Source organism: Siminovitchia fortis, assembly GCF_003605365.2.
GTDB lineage: Bacteria > Bacillota > Bacilli > Bacillales > Bacillaceae_C > Siminovitchia > Siminovitchia fortis.
The window spans coordinates 52,045-70,769 of sequence record NZ_QYTU02000003.1; the positions used below are offsets into that span (position 1 = coordinate 52,045).

Below are 18,725 nucleotides of genomic sequence, written 5' to 3' on the forward strand. Positions count from 1 at the left end.
TGATGCAAAATGAGCTTATTTAAAAGGCTGAAAAATAAATTCACGGCTTCCGGCGACTCGATCTCGGAAAAATTTAAGGAGGGGCTTGTAAAAACCCGCGATAACTTTTCCAATAAAATCAATGATCTGGTTTCCCGCTACCGTACGGTCGATGAAGATTTCTTTGAAGAACTGGAGGAAATATTGATCCAGGCAGATGTAGGCTTTGAAACGGTCATGGAGCTTGTGGAAGAATTGAAAATGGAAGTGAAAAAAAGGAATATAAAAGATCCGGCAGATGTCCAATCCGTTATATCTGAGAAACTGATCGAAATATACGAATCCGGTGATGAGAACCTGAGTACCCTTAATATTCAGGAAGACGGACTTACCGTCATTTTATTTGTCGGGGTGAACGGTGTCGGAAAAACGACGACAATCGGCAAGCTGGCCCATAAGTTTAAATCCGAAGGGAAAAATGTCCTGCTTGCCGCAGGAGATACCTTCCGGGCTGGTGCCATTGATCAGCTTGAAGTATGGGGTGAGCGTGTCGGAGTCGATGTCATCAAACATGCAGAGGGGTCTGACCCCGCTGCTGTCATGTATGATGCTGTGCAGGCTGCCAGGTCCCGCAAAGCGGATATACTGCTGTGCGATACAGCAGGTCGTCTTCAAAATAAAGTCAATCTCATGAATGAACTGGAAAAAATCAAAAGGGTGATCGAACGGGAGATTCCGGGAGCGCCCCACGAAGTCCTTCTTGTATTGGATGCCACGACAGGGCAAAATGCCCTTATTCAGGCAAAAACATTCAAGGAAGCAACAGATGTCAGCGGAATCGTTTTGTCCAAGCTGGACGGAACAGCGAAGGGCGGAATTGTGTTGGCAATCCGCAATGAAATGAACATTCCGGTGAAATTTGTCGGGCTTGGCGAGAAAATGGATGACCTTCAGGTCTTTGATCCGGAAAAATATGTTTACGGACTGTTTTCCGACGCCATTGAAAAGACTGAGGAATGATCCTGTTTTAAATTAAAGTGCGTGTTCAAAAAGTTGACAAATCAGAAGCAAGAAGGTCGAGGCGGCTAGTTTTGCGCAGCGGAATGTATGCTTTTAAATACATGAGCAGCACAGAAACGAGCCAACGAAGAGATTCGCAGCTTATCATTTGGCGACTTTTTGAACAACCTCTTAAAGGAATTAACCTTGACGCCCCAGGCGAAAGAGTTTATCATTTAATAAGTGTAAAGGTTTTTAGCTTAACAAGGTGGAGATTAAAGTATGCTTGAGAAAACAACGCGAATGAATTATTTATATGATTTTTATCAATCGTTGTTGACTCCGAAGCAGCGCAGCTATATGGCCCTTTACTACCGTGACGATTATTCGCTTGGTGAGATTGCCGAAAACTACGGAGTCAGCCGTCAAGCAGTATACGACAATCTTAAAAGAACAGAAATTTTGCTGGAAGAGTATGAACAGAAGCTTTCTTTGTTCAGGAAATTCGAAGAACGAAGGAAACTGATCGCATTGATTAGGCAAAGCATGAATGAACATCCGGATGACAATGACAAGCTGAACCGTTATTTGGATGAATTAGAGGAATTGGATTAGGGGGCGGAGATCGATGGCATTTGAAGGATTGGCCGACCGCTTGCAAACGACCATCCAAAAGATCCGCGGCAAAGGCAAGGTGACCGAAGCGGACGTCAAAGAGATGATGCGCGAGGTGCGTCTTGCGCTCCTGGAAGCGGATGTCAACTTTAAAGTAGTCAAACAGTTTGTAAAGAAAGTAAGTGAACGAGCGGTGGGCCAGGAAGTGATGAAAAGCCTCACGCCTGGCCAGCAAGTCATCAAAGTCGTCAAGGAAGAGCTGACAGAGCTCATGGGCGGGGAACAGAGCAAAATCGCAGTGGCGAAGCGTCCGCCGACCGTCATCATGATGTCAGGCCTCCAGGGGGCAGGTAAAACGACGACGACCGGAAAGCTTGCCAACCTGCTCCGGAAAAGCTACAATCGGAAACCGTTTCTTATTGCGGCAGATATTTATCGTCCAGCAGCGATCAAGCAGCTTGAAACAATCGGAAAACAGCTGAATATGCCGGTCTTTTCACTTGGGGACAAGGTAAGCCCGGCAGAAATTGTCCGGCAGGGTATTGAAAAGGCGAAAGAAGAGCATTATGACTATGTTCTCATTGATACAGCGGGCCGTCTTCATATCGATGAAGAGTTGATGCAGGAGTTAAGGGATATTAAGGAATTGGCTGACCCTGATGAAATATTCCTGGTGGTCGATGCCATGACCGGGCAGGATGCCGTAAACGTAGCCGAGAACTTCAACGACCAGCTTGATATCACAGGGGTCATTTTAACCAAGCTTGATGGGGATACCCGGGGCGGTGCCGCCCTGTCCATCCGTTCCGTTGCCCAAAAGCCGATCAAATTTGTCGGTATGGGGGAGAAAATGGACGCCCTCGAGCCGTTTCATCCCGAGAGGATGGCTTCCAGAATACTTGGTATGGGTGATGTTCTGACGCTGATTGAGAAAGCCCAGGCCAATGTCGATGAAGAAAAGGCCAAGGAAATGGAACATAAATTCCGTACGGCATCCTTCACTTTTGATGATTTTCTTGACCAGCTTGGACAGGTAAGAAGCATGGGACCCTTGGATGAATTGATCAAAATGATGCCGGGTGCCAATAAAATGAAAGGCCTGGACAATATACAGGTCGATGAAAAGCAGATCGGGCATGTCGAAGCAATCATCAGGTCAATGACAAAAGAGGAAAAGGAACGTCCTGACATTATCAACGCCAGCAGGCGCCGACGCATCGCGAAAGGAAGCGGAAGGACGATCCAGGAGGTCAACCGGCTGTTGAAGCAGTTTGAAGAAATGAAAAAAATGCTGAAACAGATGAGCGGCATGCAGCAAAAAGGGAAAAAGAAGGGATTCAAGTTCCCATTTATGTGATGAGAAAAGCATAAGCGCTGTAGCTGGACATTAAACAAAAAGTCTCTGTTCATCACCATATAGACAAGGTTTAAATGCTAATTTTTAACGTGTTAAGAAAAAATACTTTACAAACAAAACACAGATTGATATTATACTGATTTGTGTAAAACAATTCGGAGGTGCTATTAAAATGGCAGTTAAAATTCGTTTAAAACGTTTAGGAGCAAAGAAATCTCCTTTCTATCGCATCGTTGTTGCAGATTCCCGTTCACCACGCGACGGAAGAATCATTGAAGAGGTTGGCACATACAATCCAGTCGCCCAGCCTGCGATTGTTGACATCAATGAAGAAAGTGCCTTAAAATGGCTTCAAGATGGTGCTAAGCCATCCGATACAGTCAGAAACTTGTTCTCCAAGCAAGGTATCATGGAGAAATATCATAACGCTAAAAATAGCAAATAACAGTGATAAATATGCAGGAATTGATTATGTCGATTGTAAAACCGATTGTTGATCATCCTGAAGATGTCCAAGTACGGATGGATGAAAGCGAAAAGCGTATTACCTACCACTTGTCTGTTCATGAAGATGATATTGGAAAAGTGATAGGAAGACATGGAAGAGTGGCGAAAGCCATCAGAACGGTCGTTTACGCTGCAGCAGGGTCAAAACAACATAAGAGGATTTTTTTAGAGATCGACGAATAGGGGGGCCGAAACACCCCTCTTTTTTTAAACTTTGCAAAGGCGGAGGATGAGATTGTGAAAATTATCCAAACAGTCACCGTCAAACAGGTTTTAACTGAAAAAAGCAAAGAAGAACTTTCTGTCAAATATACGACATCGAAACAGCAGCTTCAAAAAGAGTGTGACCAATTGCTGTTCGAAATGAAAAAGCTTGAAAGAACAAGAAAGTTTTCTGCTGCCGGACTTAAAGCACAATTTGATAAAGAAATCGAGCTGCGGAAAGAAAAGATCAAGCTGATTGACTTTCAGATTGAACAGCTTGGGATGCTTCCATACGGAAGCGAGCTTAAAGATCAGGACATCCAGGCTTTGGTGGATATTCGGGTCGGAGATCAATGGGAAGATATCATCAATGGAAAAACAATCATCGTCAAAGACGGAATCATAGCTGAGATCAGGGAGAGGTAAAGTATGGACAATTGGTTTAATGTTGGGAAAATCGTTAATACACATGGCATCCGCGGTGAAGTACGGGTCATTTCCTCAACCGATTTTCCAGATGAAAGATACGCCCCCGGCAGCACCCTTTATCTATTCCCCGGAAACCATCAGGAACCGGCCCCATTAACAGTGAAAACACACCGAAAGCATAAAAACTTTGATCTTCTTACTTTTGAAGGGTATGAAAATATCAATGATGTGGAGAAATGGAAAAATGCTACATTAAAAATAAAAGAAGATCAACTGACTGAGCTTCCCGAAGGAGAATATTATTTCTATGAAATCATCGGCTGTCGGGTTGTAACCGGGCAGGGAGACGAAATAGGGACTGTAAAAGAAATTTTAACCCCCGGGGCAAATGATGTATGGGTTGTCGGCGGCAGCAATGGCAAAGATATATTGATTCCTTACATTCCCGATGTTGTAAAAGAGGTATCCATTGAAGAGAAAAAGATCATCATAGATCCTATGGAGGGTTTACTGTCATGAGGATCGACGTATTGACCCTTTTTCCTGAAATGTTTACGGGAGTATTCGGGTCTTCCATTTTAAAAAAAGCTGCTGAAAAAGAATCGGTTTCCTATCACCTTACAAATTTCCGTGATTTTTCCGCAAATAAGCATAAAACCGTCGATGACTATCCATACGGAGGGGGAGCAGGCATGGTGCTCAAGCCCCAGCCGATCTTTGACGCGGTGTCCCATGTGCGAAAGGAAAGCGTGGAATCACGCGTCATTTTGCTGTGCCCCCAAGGTGAGCGTTTCAACCAAAGGAAAGCGGAGGAACTCGCGAAAGAGGATCATTTGATCTTTATATGCGGGCATTATGAAGGATATGATGAACGGATAAGAGAACAGATCGTCACGGACGAAATTTCCATCGGAGATTTCGTTTTGACAGGCGGGGAATTGGCCGCAATGGTCATCATTGATTCTGTTGTACGGCTGCTCCCGGGAGTATTGGGAAATGAACATTCGGCGCTTGAAGATTCTTTTTCCACAGGCCTGCTGGAACATCCCCATTACACAAGACCAGCAGATTTTCGCGGAATGAAGGTTCCGGATATATTGTTATCCGGCAACCACAGCAAAATAGAAGAGTGGCGGCTGAACGAATCTTTGAAAAGGACCAAAGACCGCCGGCCGGATCTCTATGAAAATTATATTAATGCCCAAAAGGAAAAAAATCGTACTGAATGAGAAAAAACTGCTTCAAAATTTAATTGTAAATACACAGGCAATATGGTATTATTACCTTTGTGACTGTGGCAATCTGGATTGTCCGTCTGTAACTACGGTGTTCCGCTGCAACGAAATGATTTGCAAGAGCATCGGTTGGAAGGAGATGAATACGATGCACAAATTAATTGAAGAAGTGACTAAAGAACAATTGCGTACAGATCTTCCATCGTTTCGCGCCGGTGACACCGTTCGTGTTCACGTGAAAGTTGTGGAGGGTACACGCGAGCGTATCCAGTTGTTTGAAGGTGTAGTCATCAAGCGCCGCGGAGGCGGAATCAGCGAAACTTTCACTGTCCGCAAAATTTCTTACGGCGTTGGTGTTGAGCGTACTTTCCCTCTTCATACACCAAGAATCGCTAAAATCGATGTCGTGCGTCGCGGTAAAGTTCGTCGTGCGAAACTTTACTACTTGCGTAAACTACGCGGTAAAGCAGCTCGTATTAAAGAAATTCGTTAATTTACGCTTGGTTTCTTGACGGAAGCAAACCTTGCTGAGATATGCAAATCCGTTATGAAAAAAGGGGCTTGAGTTCAAGCTCCTTTTCTATTTCTCTTAACGGCAAGTTTAAAGTGTTTTTACGGGTTAATATACTGTACAATAAATAAAGATACAGGATTTTTGAAGACATCTATAGTTTCAGGATTGGACGGTGACAATATGGCAAAGGAGAAAAACGAGCTTTGGGAATGGACAAAGGCCTTGCTTATTGCTGTAGGATTGGCTGCACTTATTCGATACGCATTTTTTACCCCGATAGTGGTGGATGGTTTCTCAATGATGCCGACCTTACATAACGGGGATCGGATGATCGTAAATAAACTGAGCAAGCCCGACCGGTTTGATATCATCGTTTTCCATGCGCCTGAGCAAAAGGATTATATCAAACGGGTGATTGGTCTTCCGGGGGACACAGTCGAATATGTCAGTGACACTTTGTATGTGAACGGCAAGGCATATGACGAGCCATATTTGGAAACCTATAAAGAGCAGACCCCTGAAGGGCCGCTGACTGAAGACTTTACATTGGAAGAGATCACGGGCCAAAAGACCGTGCCTGAAGGTGAACTTTTCGTGATGGGTGACAACAGGCGCTCAAGCAAAGACAGCCGCCATATAGGGACCATTTCCATGGACAAGGTCATAGGAGATGCAAGGATCGTCTATTGGCCGATCAAAGATATAAGAATTGTTAAGTGATGATGGAGGAACATAATTCATGACTATCCAATGGTTCCCCGGCCATATGGCAAAAGCACGCCGGGAAGTAACGGAAAAATTAAAACTGGTTGATATCGTGTTTGAACTGGTGGATGCACGGATTCCCGTTTCATCCGCCAACCCGATGCTCCAGGAGATCATACAGCAAAAGCCGCGACTGATTCTTCTTAACAAATCAGATACGGCAGATCCGGAGTTGACAAGGCAATGGATCAGCCGTTTTTCGGAAGAAGGGACTAAAGCGCTTGCAATCAATTCCCAGGCAGGAAGAGGGTTGAACGAGATTGTAAGAGCTGCAGAGGAACTGCTGAAAGAGAAAAGAGACCGCCGGAAAGCTAAGGGCTTGAAGCCAAGAGCGATCAGGGCGATGATTATCGGTATCCCCAATGTTGGAAAATCCACACTAATTAACCGGCTGGCAAAGAAAAACATTGCCAAAACCGGCAACACTCCTGGCGTTACAAGAGGGCAGCAATGGATCAAAGTTGGAAAAGACCTTGAGCTTCTTGATACTCCGGGCATATTATGGCCGAAATTTGAAGATCAGAAAATAGGTTATAAGCTTGCTTTGACCGGCGCGATTAAAGATTCGCTTCTGAATATGCAGGATATCGCCGTTTTTGCCCTTCGCTTCCTTGAATCCCACTATCCTGGCAATATGAAAAAAAGGTACCAGCTCAAAGAGATACCAGAAGATATAGTAGATGTATTTGATCACATCGGAAAACTTCGCGGATGCCTGACATCCGGAGGAGAAGTCGATTATGAAAAGACGGCGGAGACAGTCATCATGGATGTGCGGGCTCAGAAGCTGGGCAATATTACTTTCGATATGCCGGATGAAATAAATGAATAGACCAATACGGATCTTTATTTTAGGAAAGGAGCGGACACCTTGAAGGCTTTGGCATATGCTTTGGCGGGCTCTGTCATTATTCATACTTTATATTTTACCTATACTCTATTAGCGGGATACATAAGAACTATGTTTTATAAACCTGATATCTCCGGTTCTTGGGAGCAAGCGCATTACCTCCAAAGTGAAGTGGCATTCGGAGCGTCTGTCTCTCCCTATGTTTCCATTTTGACGTTCTTGGCAGGAACGTTATTTTGCGGATTCATCATTTGTATTTATAGAATTGCCGTGAAGAAAGCGCAATGAAAATTTTCTTGGATGAAAGGTGAAAGGACCGGATGAAAAATCAGACGATTGCACAGATAAAGGATGCTTTGGCAGAAATACAAAATGAAGATGACGAGTTTATTATTGAACTGCAATCGGATTCCCGCAAAGGCGTGCAAACCCTTTTAAATAAATGGAAGGCCGAAAAGGAAAAGGAACGTAACGAGCATAAACGGTACATACGGATGTCTGTACATGAAGATCGGTTGAGGACACAGGGATTCAGGCTGATCAGTGGAATCGATGAAGCCGGCCGCGGCCCTTTGGCAGGACCGGTTGTTGCCGCTGCTGTCATATTGAATGAAAACAGCCGAATTTACGGATTGGATGACTCGAAAAAGTTGAGTGAAGCGAAACGGACAGAACTTTTTGACCGGATCCATGAAGAGGCAGAGGCGATAGGCATTGGCATTATTTCCTCCGAAGAGATTGACCGCCTTAATATTTATCAGGCCGTCAAAAAAGCGATGAAGCTTGCCGTCAGCGAACTTGCCGTCCAACCGGATTTTTTGCTTTTGGACGCTATGAAAATAGAAGCCCCATATCCGCAGGAATCAATTATAAAAGGCGATGCAGACAGCATTTCTATTGCGGCCGCGTCGATCATTGCAAAAGTCACGCGCGATCGGCTCATGGCCGGATATGACCGGCAATATCCGGGGTATGGTTTCGGAATACATAAAGGCTACGGAACGAAAGTCCATCTGGATGCTTTAAAAAAGCTTGGGCCATGTCCGATCCACCGTCAATCTTTTGCTCCTGTCCAAGCGGCCATGCTTCAATCGTGAGGGGGGATCGACCTGGATATTCATGCGTTAACCCAAGATTTGTTTCAAACTCTAAGCTCGGGACAAAACCGCGCGCTCACACTAAGGAATGGACAAATATTTTTTGCTCATGTCAATAGGCTTTTTCCAAACCAGCATGCAGAGATTCAGCTTGGGACACACAGGCTGATTGCCAGGCTTGAAGCCCCTCTGGAAAGCGGAAAAGGCTATTTTCTTCAGGTCAATTCGGTGGAGGGAGAACCCCGGCTGAAATTAATCGGCACAAAAAATGCGGATCAGTTCTCACTCATGAGGCAATTATCACTGCCAAATGAAAAAGGATACCATGCCCTCGCCGAATTTTTTACAAAGGAATCCCTCAGCATGACGAGGGAGCAGATTCAGCAGGCAGGACAGTGGGTCGGGAAGGCATCTGACAAAAACCTGGCATTAGATGTCATTAAGCTGATGAGCGCCCGAGATATGCCATTTTCGGAAAGCATATTCAACTCACTGCTTGCTGCAGGCAGCAAATTTCCATTGACCGATATGCTATCTGCCTTGCGTACAGCCCTTGCCTCTGAAACTGAGCCGGATTCAATTGTGCAAAGGATTACTGGTTTGATTAATGAATTAGGAAAACCTCCCCAAAACGGGGCAGACGGACAGCCGTATATGCTGGAAGGAAAAACGGCAATGGATAACATCAAGCATGCTGTTCAACAAATGGGACTGTTTCATGAACATGCAATTATTCGCGATAGCGAAGTAAGCGGGGCAGAATCTCTGAAATCCCTCCTGATCCAATATTTGGGGCGTTCTGGTGCAAAGATGAATCCCGCAGCAAGGCAGGCGGCAGAGCAGCTGCTTCACAGAATGAACGGACAGCTTCTTCTATCCATTGATACGGGGCCCATGCAGCAACTATTTTTTGATATTCCTTTAGAGTTATACGGCCATCGCACCGAACTCTCCTTTCAATGGGAGGGGAAGCGGCGCGAAGACGGCAAAATAGACCCGGATTATTGCAGGGTCGTCTTTTATCTCGATTTGGAGAACTTGGATCAGACTGTGGTTGATGTGAAAATCCAAAAACGGATCACGAATATTACAGTTATAAATGAGTCTCCAAAAATCAAAGCCTTCGCAGCCATGCTGATTCCTGAATTGAAAGAAAAACTGAAAGAGCATGATTATGAGCTGTCCGCAGTCCACTTTAAACAGCCTTTCCGCCAGAAAAACAAACCTCTGCAAAAGAGCGGCCCCCGCCTGTACTCAGGAGTTGATATTCAAATATGAACAAAAGCCGGTTAAAGGAAGCTGTGGCCCTGGGAGGCCGGATAAATGATGGAAAAGCGCCAATCGTAATGGCAAAGGGCAAAGGTGTTACAGCTGAAAAGATTCTTGAAGCAGCAAAAGAAAACGGAATACCGGTGCAACAGGATCCGGCGCTCGTGGAACTGCTGGGCCAGCTTGACTTGAACGAGACGATTCCGGAGGAACTGTTTGAAGCTGTTGCAGAAATTTTTGCTTTCATTTACAGACTGGATCGGAAAATGGGCGAAGAAAAAACTGGACAGCCGTAAAAAGTGGACTTCCTGACATCATTTTAATACAATAAACACGCAATCTATTTTTTCATAGTAACGATAGGAGGACGGAAAATGAATATCCATGAATACCAGGGTAAAGAAATCCTTAGAAAATACGGAGTATCTGTACCTGATGGAAAAGTTGCTTTCACCGTGGATGACGCAGTGGAAGCCGCAAAAGGACTCGGTTCGGATGTCACTGTCGTAAAAGCACAAATCCATGCCGGCGGCCGCGGAAAAGCAGGCGGGGTAAAAGTGGCGAAAAATTTGGATGAAGTCCGTACATATGCTGAGGAAATTCTCGGAAAAACACTTGTTACGCATCAGACAGGCCCTGAAGGCAAAGAGGTAAAACGCCTGCTGATTGAAGAAGGATGCGATATTAAGAAGGAATACTACGTCGGTCTTGTTGTCGACAGAAGCACCGACAGAGTTGTCTTGATGGCTTCGGAAGAAGGCGGTACGGAAATCGAGGAAGTTGCCGAGAAAACACCGGAAAAAATCTTCAAAGAAGTCGTTGATCCGCTTGTCGGTTTAACCGGTTTCCAAGCGCGCAGAATCGCTTTTAACATCAATATTCCCAATGAATTGGTCGGAAAAGCTGCCAAATTCATGATCAGCCTTTACAATGCCTTTGTGGACAACGATTGTTCAATTGCGGAAATCAACCCTCTTGTTGTGACAGGAGACGGAAATGTGCTTGCACTTGATGCAAAGCTAAATTTTGATGACAACGCTTTATTCAGGCATAAGGATATCCTTGAATACCGTGATTTGGATGAAGAAGATCCAAAAGAAATCGAAGCATCAAAATACGATTTGAGCTACATCGCTTTAGACGGAAACATCGGGTGCATGGTCAATGGTGCAGGCCTGGCCATGTCAACGATGGATATCATTAAATATTACGGCGGGGAACCTGCAAACTTCCTGGATGTCGGGGGAGGAGCCACCGCGGAAAAAGTAACGGAAGCTTTTAAAATCATCCTTTCCGATGATGCGGTAAAGGGGATCTTTGTCAATATTTTCGGCGGTATCATGAAGTGTGATGTCATTGCGTCCGGCGTAGTCGAAGCCGTCCACCAGGTTGGACTTGAAGTTCCTTTAGTTGTGAGGCTGGAAGGGACAAATGTGGATAAAGGCAAAGAGATTCTCAATAAATCCGGTTTGAATATTACGGCTGCGGATTCCATGGCAGACGGTGCGCAAAAAATCGTTGAATTGGTCAAGTAAAGAGCCCCCCAGGTGCTTTGGAATCAAAGGCGTTTATCAAAGATCATTTGAAAGGCAGGGAAAATCATGAGTGTTTTTGTCAATAAAGACACAAAAGTAATTGTACAGGGAATTACAGGCTCAACAGCCCTTTTTCATACAGAACAGATGCTTGAATATGGGACGAAAATTGTCGGCGGCGTAACACCCGGCAAAGGCGGCCAAGAGGTGGCAGGAGTTCCGGTCTTCAATACAGTGGAGGAAGCTGTAAAAGAAACAGGCGCTAACGCTTCGGTTATTTACGTACCGGCACCGTTTGCTGCTGATGCCATCATGGAAGCAGTCGATGCGGAGCTGGATCTGGCCATCTGCATCACTGAGCACATTCCTGTTTTGGATATGGTCAAAGTGGTCCGTTACATGGAAGGCAAGAAAACGAGACTTGTCGGTCCGAACTGTCCTGGAGTCATCACTCCCGAGGAGTGCAAGATCGGAATCATGCCGGGTTACATTCACAAAAAAGGCCATGTAGGTGTGGTTTCCCGTTCTGGTACATTGACATATGAAGCTGTACATCAGCTTTCCGAAGCAGGTATTGGACAATCAACGGCGGTTGGAATTGGCGGTGACCCTGTAAACGGCACAAATTTCATCGATGTTTTGAAAGCTTTTAATGAAGATCCTGAAACAGAAGCGGTCATTATGATCGGTGAAATCGGAGGGACGGCAGAAGAGGAAGCTGCCCAGTGGGTAAAAGCGAACATGGCCAAGCCTGTTGTAGGGTTCATCGGCGGGCGCACTGCACCTCCGGGAAAACGCATGGGCCATGCCGGTGCCATCATTTCGGGCGGAAAAGGAACTGCGGACGAAAAAATCCGTGTCATGAACGAATGCGGAATCAAAGTTGCCGATACTCCTGCAGTAATTGGTGAAACATTGATCGGAGTCTTGAAGGATAAGGGACTCTATGAAAAATGCAAGACACATTAATTGAATAGGGAAGCCTCTTGTAAGAAAAGCGCAAGGCGCGCAGCCTTAGGCGACAAGCACAAGACGAATTGCGAGGAGGCAGCTTTTCAGCCACCACAGCAATTCGGCTTGATCCTTTCGCCGATGGCGCCTGGAGCTGGACATATCACAACATCATTCCATATAGATGTTTCGTCCAAATTTTATACTTTTTTTAAAAGGAACAAAGAGGCTTCCTTTTAAAAAAATAAAAAGGAAGTGATCCGAATTTTTACAGAAAGGCTGCTCCATTTGATCCATTGCCCGCAAGTGGGGAACGCAGCAATTAGAAACCTTCTCAAACATGACCCCTCACTTTTAAATCTTTATTCTTTTTCATCCTCTAAACTCCAACAGCTTCTGCAATTGAGCCACTCTTCTGCACGGAAATTTTTCCATGACTTCCAAAGGATCGATATCAACAAAATTCTTGAAAAATACCATGCCAGCGGAATATCGGTTATTACTTTCAGAGACCGGGAATACCCCGAAATGCTGAAAGAAATTTATGACCCGCCGCTTGTCCTTTTTTTCATGGGGGACAACCTGCTTCTTAAAAGGCCATCGATTGCTGTAGTGGGCGCAAGGGCTGCTGATGCGTATGCGAAAAAAGCCATTGGCCTGCTGCTTGAGCCTCTTCTGGAAAGCGGATTTGTCATTGTCAGCGGACTTGCCAAAGGCACCGACACTTTTGCCCACCAGCAAGCAATACGGCTTGGCGGAAAAACAATCGCCGTGTTGGGAGGCGGTTTCTTCCATTTATATCCGCCGGAAAATAGGGAGCTGGCTGAAAAGATGAAAAAAGACCACTTGATTGTTTCGGAGTATCCCCCGATCTGGCGGCCGCAAAAATGGCATTTTCCCCAAAGAAACCGTATAATAAGCGGATTGGCCAAAGGTACTGTCATCGTACAGGCAAGGTCAAGGAGCGGATCACTCATCACTGCCGATTTTGCTTTGGAGGAAGGCAGGGAAGTTTTTGCGGTGCCGGGGCCGATCGGCAGCCCCCTTTCAGAAGGGGCAAACCGCCTGATACAGCAAGGGGCAAAGCTTGTTACTTCCGGCTATGATATATTGGAGGAACTGTATATCGAGTGAGTCATTTCATCACATAAAATCAAAAAAACTTGCAATTTTACGGAAAGTGGGATAGATTCATCAACAGAAGCTTGGAACAGGTGCTTAAGCTCTTCTCGTTGTTAAAGAAAGCATAAAATTCCACAACTTTGGATAGTATTTCCTTGTCTAGCTCCAGCGCTCAGCGACTAGCAAACTTCGCGCCTCCTCCTACGATAAGTCCACATCGGCTCCGACGCACAGGATGTGCTAGTGCAGGCGAAGCGACAGGACGTCGCTGCTTGAGCCTGCATTCTTCGCCGTGTTTCCTTTATCTCGTCGGAGGCGCTCCAGTTTGTACGTCGCTAAACGAGCGCTTGCGCTTTTCTTAATGTCTAGCTGCAGACGGCAGGGGCTCGAGGTCGCTTCGGTCTAGCCAATGAAGTCAAAGAACGACTTCACTGGCTAGTCCTCCAGCGCTTGTCGCCCCTAAGCGGCCGTCTTCCGCTTTTCTATACGCCTGTTCTATTTCTTTCGTTGACAAACATACGATACACGTATAAGATTTATTCTGATTTATTGAATTTACCTCTGGGGAGGATTTTTGCATGTCGGATTACTTGGTGATTGTGGAATCGCCTGCAAAGGCGAAGACCATTGAACGATATTTAGGAAAAAAATATAAAGTAAGGGCATCCATGGGACACGTCAGGGATTTGCCGAAAAGCCAAATGGGTGTGGATGTTGAAAACAATTATGAACCGAAATATATAACAATCAGGGGAAAAGGCCCTGTTTTAAAAGAACTGAGATCTGCAGCCAAGAAAGCGAAAAAAGTATATCTTGCAGCTGACCCCGACAGGGAAGGTGAAGCGATTGCATGGCATTTGGCCCATAGTCTTGATGTGGATATCAATTCAGACTGCCGTGTCATCTTCAATGAAATTACAAAAGATGCTATTAAAGAATCCTTTAAGCATCCTCGTCCTATAAACAAAGATCTTGTTGATGCCCAACAGGCAAGAAGAATATTAGACAGACTCGTAGGGTATAACATCAGCCCGCTTTTTTGGAAAAAGGTAAAAAAGGGTTTAAGCGCCGGAAGGGTTCAGTCTGTTGCAGTGCGTCTGATCATAGACAGAGAAAATGAGATCAAAAATTTCGTTCCCGAAGAATATTGGTCTATCGAAGGACTGTTTAAAAAAGGGAAGGACGAATTCCAGGCTGCTTTTTATGGAATAGAAGGAAAGAAAAAGAAGCTTCAGTCTGAAGGAGATGTAAAAGAGGTACTCGGGCAATTGGATGGTGATTCCTTTGTGGTTCAGGCTGTTACGAAAAAAGAAAGAAAAAGAAACCCTGCCCGTCCGTTTACTACATCATCACTTCAGCAGGAAGCTGCCAGAAAGCTCAATTTCAGAGCGAAAAAAACCATGATGCTTGCACAGCAATTATATGAAGGGATTGACCTCGGAAAAGAAGGAACCGTTGGTTTAATTACTTATATGAGGACGGATTCCACAAGAGTTTCTGATATTGCCGTAAAAGAAGCATCTGAATATATAAGCTCCCGATTTGGAAAGGAATATCTGGCTGCAGGAGGCCGGAAGGATAAGAAACAGGCGAACGCCCAGGACGCGCATGAAGCGATCCGGCCAACTAGTACAATGAGGGAACCGAATGCTGTCAAAGCCCATTTAAGCCGCGATCAGCTAAGATTGTACAGGCTGATTTGGGAACGTTTTGTTGCAAGCCAAATGGCACCGGCGGTCATGGATACGATGACTGTTGATCTGGTGAATGGTAAAGTTACATTTCGTGCGAATGGTTCCAAAACAAAATTCCCCGGCTTTATGAAGGTATACGTGGAAGGAACCGATGATCAATCAGAAGAAAAAGAGAATGTGCTGCCTTCTTTCGAAGAGGGTGAGAAAGTCGTTTCGGAAAAGCTGAACCCGAAACAGCATTTTACACAGCCGCCTCCGAGATATACAGAAGCAAGATTGGTCAAAACCCTGGAAGAATTGGGAATAGGCAGGCCTTCGACCTACGCTCCTACGCTCGATACGATTCAGCGAAGAGGTTATGTCGCTTTGGATAATAAGCGTTTTATCCCCACAGAGCTGGGCGAAATTGTTACAGAGCTGATGATGGAGTTTTTCCCTGAGGTACTGGATGTGGAGTTTACAGCCAGAATGGAAAATAACCTGGATGAAATTGAAGAGGGCCATGCTCAGTGGGTTAAGATTATAGATGACTTTTACCAAAACTTCGAAAAGAGTTTGAAAAAAGCAGAAGCTGAAATGAGAGAAGTGGAAATCAAGGATGAATACGCCGGGGAAGACTGCGAGAACTGCGGAAGTCCTATGGTTATCAAAATGGGGCGATTCGGCAAATTTATGGCATGCAGCAATTTCCCTGACTGCAGAAACACAAAGCCGATTGTGAAGGAAATCGGTGTGAAATGCCCGAAATGTAAAGAAGGAAATGTCATAGAGCGAAAAAGCAAGAAAAAGCGCATTTTTTATGGCTGTGACCGCTATCCCGAATGCGACTTCCTCTCCTGGGATAAGCCGATTAACCGTCCTTGCCCGAAATGCGACGGACTTCTTGTTGAAAAGAAGCTCAAAAAAGGAAATCAGGTCCAGTGTGTCAATTGCGACTACAAGGAAGAGCCGCAGCAATAAGGTGAGTGCGCCGAGCACTCACCTTTTCCTTGTCCAGGCTGACCGGGCGTTTCCGTTTCCTTTATCTCGTCAGGAATCGTCCAGTCTGTACGACGCTGGACGAGCGCTTTCGCTTTTCTTGTTTCCAGCTTCAGCGCTCAGCGACTAGCCGACTTCCTCTTCCTTCCTACGATAAGTCAACCTCGGCTCGCCTTCGGCATCGCCGTGTTTCCTTTATCTCGTCAGGAATCGTCCAGTCTGTACGTCACTAGACGAGCGCTTCCGCTTTTTGTATAAAGCGCATTGTTTTTATTTGTCACGCATTTAGGGTAAAATGCTATAGGGATTGATGAGAAAAATTGTGAAAGATTGATCATATACTGGAGGTTACATACATGCAATCGGTAAATATTATAGGTGCAGGTTTGGCAGGGAGTGAAGCGGCGTGGCAGATTGCCAAGCGGGGAATCCGGGTTGACTTATATGAAATGAGGCCTGTCAAGCAAACGCCTGCCCATCATACAGATAAGTTTGCCGAACTGGTTTGCTCCAATTCATTACGGGCAAACTCCCTTACTAATGCGGTCGGTGTCCTGAAAGAAGAAATGAGAATGATGGATTCGCTCATTATCGAGGCTGCCGATCGGTCATCCGTTCCCGCAGGCGGAGCACTTGCTGTTGACAGACACGATTTTGCAGGACGTGTCACGGAAAAAATCCGCGCAAATCCGCTCATTACAGTCCATAATGAGGAAATTACTGATATTCCTTCCGGTATTACAATCATCGCCACAGGGCCGCTGACAAGCGACAGTTTGTCTAAAAAGCTCAAGGAACTGACAGGGGAGGACCATTTATATTTTTATGATGCTGCCGCTCCTATTATTGAAAAAGACAGCATAAATATGGATAAAGTTTACTTGAAATCCCGCTATGACAAAGGGGAAGCAGCCTATCTGAACTGCCCGATGAACGAGGAAGAGTTCAATCGCTTTTATGATGCTTTAATCAAAGCTGAAACGGTCCCGCTTAAAGAATTTGAAAAAGAAATTTTCTTTGAAGGCTGTATGCCGATTGAAGTGATGGCCCAAAGAGGGAAAAAAACAATGCTGTTTGGCCCTTTGAAGCCAGTCGGCCTTGAGGATCCTAAAACCGGAAAAATCCCTTATGCCGTTGTCCAGCTCCGGCAGGATGATGCTGCGGGAACACTCTATAATATGGTAGGGTTCCAAACACATCTCAAATGGGGACCGCAAAAAGAGGTGATCAGGCTTATTCCGGGATTGGAAGAGGTTGAAATTGTCCGTTATGGTGTCATGCACCGCAATACGTTTATCAATTCGCCAAAGGTCCTCAACCGGACATATCAATTTAAAGAAAAGCCCGATTTATTTTTCGCCGGGCAGATGACCGGAGTTGAAGGCTATGTGGAATCGGCGGCCAGCGGTTTGGCTGCGGGCGTGAATGCTGCATTAGTGGCACTGGGAAAAGAACCGGCAGTTTTTCCAAACGAAACAATGATTGGAAGCCTTGCCCATTATATTACATCAACCGGCTCGAAAACTTTCCAGCCGATGAATGTCAATTTCGGACTGCTGCCAGAATTGCCCCAAAGAATTAAAAACAAGAAATTGAAGAATGAGCAATATGCAGAACGTGCAATTAACGCAATTCAAAACTTTGCGAAAAATATTTAATTTTCTTTGCATAGAAAAATGAATTGTGATAATATTTAGAAGGCTTGATAGTCGGGGGTGGAAGGATGAAAGACCATGTGAACAGTTTTTTGGAATACTTGCAGATTGAAAAAAACTATTCATCTTACACAATCGAATTTTATAAAAAAGATATCGAGCATTTCATCCTGTTCATGAAAGAGCAAAGCATTGCAACACTGGATGATGTGGAATATTTCGATGCCCGCCTGTATGTTTCTTCATTGTATGAACAGCAATATGCAAGGACAAGTGCCGCCAGGAAAATATCAAGCTTGCGAAGCTTCTTCAAGTTTTTGTTAAGGGAAAAAATCGTACATGAAAATCCCTTTATTTTGGTTATACAGCCTAAAAAAGGAGTGAGGCTACCCAGCTTCCTTTATGAAGAGGAGATGCAGCAGCTATTTGATTCCTGCGATGATTCTACCCCATTGGGGAAACGCAACCTCGCGCTTATAGAATTACTGTATGCCACCGGCATCAGGGTAAGCGAGTGCGCAAATATTATGGTGGATGATGTAGACTTTGAATTTTCAACCATTCTGGTAAAGGGAAAAGGCAAAAAGGAACGATATGTGCCTTTCGGTATCTTTGCCGCAGAGGCTCTGGAATCCTACATGAATAATGCCAGAAGCCTGCTGGTTGACCGCTCGGGCCACCGGAGTCTTTTTGTGAATGCCAGGGGAGGCCCGTTAACTGTAAGAGGAATCCGTCATGTCCTGAATGATGTAATGAAAAAGGCATCCCTGTCAGGAAAGATCCATCCGCATATGTTCCGGCACAGTTTCGCGACACATATGCTGAACAACGGGGCGGATATGCGGACAGTCCAAGAATTATTGGGGCACACGCACCTGTCATCAACGCAGGTTTATACGCACGTTACAAAGGAACATTTAAGGAAAACATATATGAACAGCCATCCGCGGGCTTGAATGCTAGGAGGTAA

At 45.1% G+C, this 18,725-nt stretch carries 21 protein-coding genes and 1 pseudogene; all 22 read left to right on the top strand.

Features of this window, described 5'->3' with window-relative positions:
• The first annotated feature begins 9 nt into the window (after positions 1-9).
• The 22 genes and pseudogenes from ftsY (at position 10) to xerC (ending at position 18,711) form a co-directional block, all read left to right on the top strand.
• Positions 10-999 (top strand): signal recognition particle-docking protein FtsY, encoded by a 990-nt coding sequence (gene ftsY / locus D4N35_RS02705; RefSeq protein ID WP_120069597.1) that lies wholly within the window; start codon positions 10-12, stop codon positions 997-999.
• Positions 1,000-1,260: 261 nt separating this feature from the next.
• Complete coding sequence (locus tag D4N35_RS02710) at positions 1,261-1,593, top strand: putative DNA-binding protein (protein WP_120069600.1); 333 nt, start codon at positions 1,261-1,263, stop codon at positions 1,591-1,593.
• A 13-nt stretch (positions 1,594-1,606) separates the two neighbouring features.
• Positions 1,607-2,950, top strand: a complete 1,344-nt coding sequence (gene ffh, locus D4N35_RS02715; protein ID WP_120069603.1) for a signal recognition particle protein — start codon at positions 1,607-1,609, stop codon at positions 2,948-2,950.
• 172 nt (positions 2,951-3,122) lie between these two features.
• The gene (gene rpsP, locus D4N35_RS02720) at positions 3,123-3,395 is read left to right on the top strand and encodes a 30S ribosomal protein S16 (RefSeq protein ID WP_018705165.1); all 273 of its coding nucleotides are present in this window, start codon (positions 3,123-3,125) and stop codon (positions 3,393-3,395) included.
• An 11-nt stretch (positions 3,396-3,406) separates the two neighbouring features.
• Positions 3,407-3,640 carry a KH domain-containing protein gene (locus D4N35_RS02725; protein WP_120069869.1) on the top strand — a complete coding sequence of 78 codons (234 nt, stop codon included), beginning with the start codon at positions 3,407-3,409 and terminating at the stop codon, positions 3,638-3,640.
• A gap of 54 nt (positions 3,641-3,694) precedes the next feature.
• A complete protein-coding gene (locus D4N35_RS02730) occupies positions 3,695-4,087 on the top strand; it encodes a YlqD family protein (RefSeq protein ID WP_120069606.1) in 393 nt (130 codons plus the stop codon).
• Positions 4,088-4,090: 3 nt separating this feature from the next.
• Positions 4,091-4,609, top strand: coding sequence for a ribosome maturation factor RimM (gene rimM, locus D4N35_RS02735; RefSeq protein WP_120069609.1), 519 nt, complete (start codon positions 4,091-4,093; stop codon positions 4,607-4,609).
• A complete protein-coding gene (trmD, locus tag D4N35_RS02740; RefSeq protein ID WP_120069614.1) occupies positions 4,606-5,319 on the top strand; it encodes a tRNA (guanosine(37)-N1)-methyltransferase TrmD in 714 nt (237 codons plus the stop codon). The genes rimM and trmD overlap by 4 nt, the downstream gene beginning before the upstream one ends.
• A 154-nt stretch (positions 5,320-5,473) precedes the next feature.
• The gene (rplS, locus tag D4N35_RS02745) at positions 5,474-5,818 is read left to right on the top strand and encodes a 50S ribosomal protein L19 (RefSeq protein WP_120069619.1); all 345 of its coding nucleotides are present in this window, start codon (positions 5,474-5,476) and stop codon (positions 5,816-5,818) included.
• Between the two features lie 201 nt (positions 5,819-6,019).
• Positions 6,020-6,559, top strand: a complete 540-nt coding sequence (lepB, locus tag D4N35_RS02750; protein ID WP_120069871.1) for a signal peptidase I — start codon at positions 6,020-6,022, stop codon at positions 6,557-6,559.
• A 19-nt stretch (positions 6,560-6,578) separates the two neighbouring features.
• Positions 6,579-7,436 (top strand): ribosome biogenesis GTPase YlqF, encoded by an 858-nt coding sequence (gene ylqF, locus D4N35_RS02755; RefSeq protein ID WP_120069622.1) that lies wholly within the window; start codon positions 6,579-6,581, stop codon positions 7,434-7,436.
• A gap of 39 nt (positions 7,437-7,475) precedes the next feature.
• Positions 7,476-7,742 (top strand): hypothetical protein, encoded by a 267-nt coding sequence (locus tag D4N35_RS02760; RefSeq protein WP_120069625.1) that lies wholly within the window; start codon positions 7,476-7,478, stop codon positions 7,740-7,742.
• Between the two features lie 32 nt (positions 7,743-7,774).
• Positions 7,775-8,551, top strand: coding sequence for a ribonuclease HII (rnhB, locus tag D4N35_RS02765; RefSeq protein WP_120069629.1), 777 nt, complete (start codon positions 7,775-7,777; stop codon positions 8,549-8,551).
• A gap of 39 nt (positions 8,552-8,590) precedes the next feature.
• Positions 8,591-8,791, top strand: a pseudogene (locus D4N35_RS18725) (TP0910 N-terminal domain-containing protein); the annotation flags it as partial.
• A 48-nt stretch (positions 8,792-8,839) separates the two neighbouring features.
• Positions 8,840-9,829: a hypothetical protein gene (locus D4N35_RS02770; protein WP_128205392.1), complete on the top strand. Its 990-nt coding sequence runs from the start codon at positions 8,840-8,842 to the stop codon at positions 9,827-9,829.
• Positions 9,826-10,116 carry an EscU/YscU/HrcU family type III secretion system export apparatus switch protein gene (locus tag D4N35_RS02775; protein WP_120069635.1) on the top strand — a complete coding sequence of 97 codons (291 nt, stop codon included), beginning with the start codon at positions 9,826-9,828 and terminating at the stop codon, positions 10,114-10,116. The genes D4N35_RS02770 and D4N35_RS02775 overlap by 4 nt, the downstream gene beginning before the upstream one ends.
• A 78-nt stretch (positions 10,117-10,194) precedes the next feature.
• Complete coding sequence (sucC, locus tag D4N35_RS02780; protein WP_120069638.1) at positions 10,195-11,355, top strand: ADP-forming succinate--CoA ligase subunit beta; 1,161 nt, start codon at positions 10,195-10,197, stop codon at positions 11,353-11,355.
• A 66-nt stretch (positions 11,356-11,421) separates the two neighbouring features.
• A complete protein-coding gene (gene sucD, locus D4N35_RS02785) occupies positions 11,422-12,324 on the top strand; it encodes a succinate--CoA ligase subunit alpha (RefSeq protein ID WP_120069641.1) in 903 nt (300 codons plus the stop codon).
• A 240-nt stretch (positions 12,325-12,564) separates the two neighbouring features.
• On the top strand, positions 12,565-13,440 hold the full coding sequence (gene dprA / locus D4N35_RS02790) for a DNA-processing protein DprA (RefSeq protein WP_120069874.1): 876 nt from the start codon (positions 12,565-12,567) through the stop codon (positions 13,438-13,440).
• Positions 13,441-14,006: 566 nt separating this feature from the next.
• The gene (topA, locus tag D4N35_RS02795) at positions 14,007-16,082 is read left to right on the top strand and encodes a type I DNA topoisomerase (protein WP_120069644.1); all 2,076 of its coding nucleotides are present in this window, start codon (positions 14,007-14,009) and stop codon (positions 16,080-16,082) included.
• Positions 16,083-16,456: 374 nt separating this feature from the next.
• Positions 16,457-17,758 (top strand): FADH(2)-oxidizing methylenetetrahydrofolate--tRNA-(uracil(54)-C(5))-methyltransferase TrmFO, encoded by a 1,302-nt coding sequence (gene trmFO, locus D4N35_RS02800; protein ID WP_120069647.1) that lies wholly within the window; start codon positions 16,457-16,459, stop codon positions 17,756-17,758.
• Positions 17,759-17,823: 65 nt separating this feature from the next.
• Positions 17,824-18,711, top strand: coding sequence for a tyrosine recombinase XerC (xerC, locus tag D4N35_RS02805; RefSeq protein WP_120069650.1), 888 nt, complete (start codon positions 17,824-17,826; stop codon positions 18,709-18,711).
• Positions 18,712-18,725 lie beyond the last annotated feature (14 nt).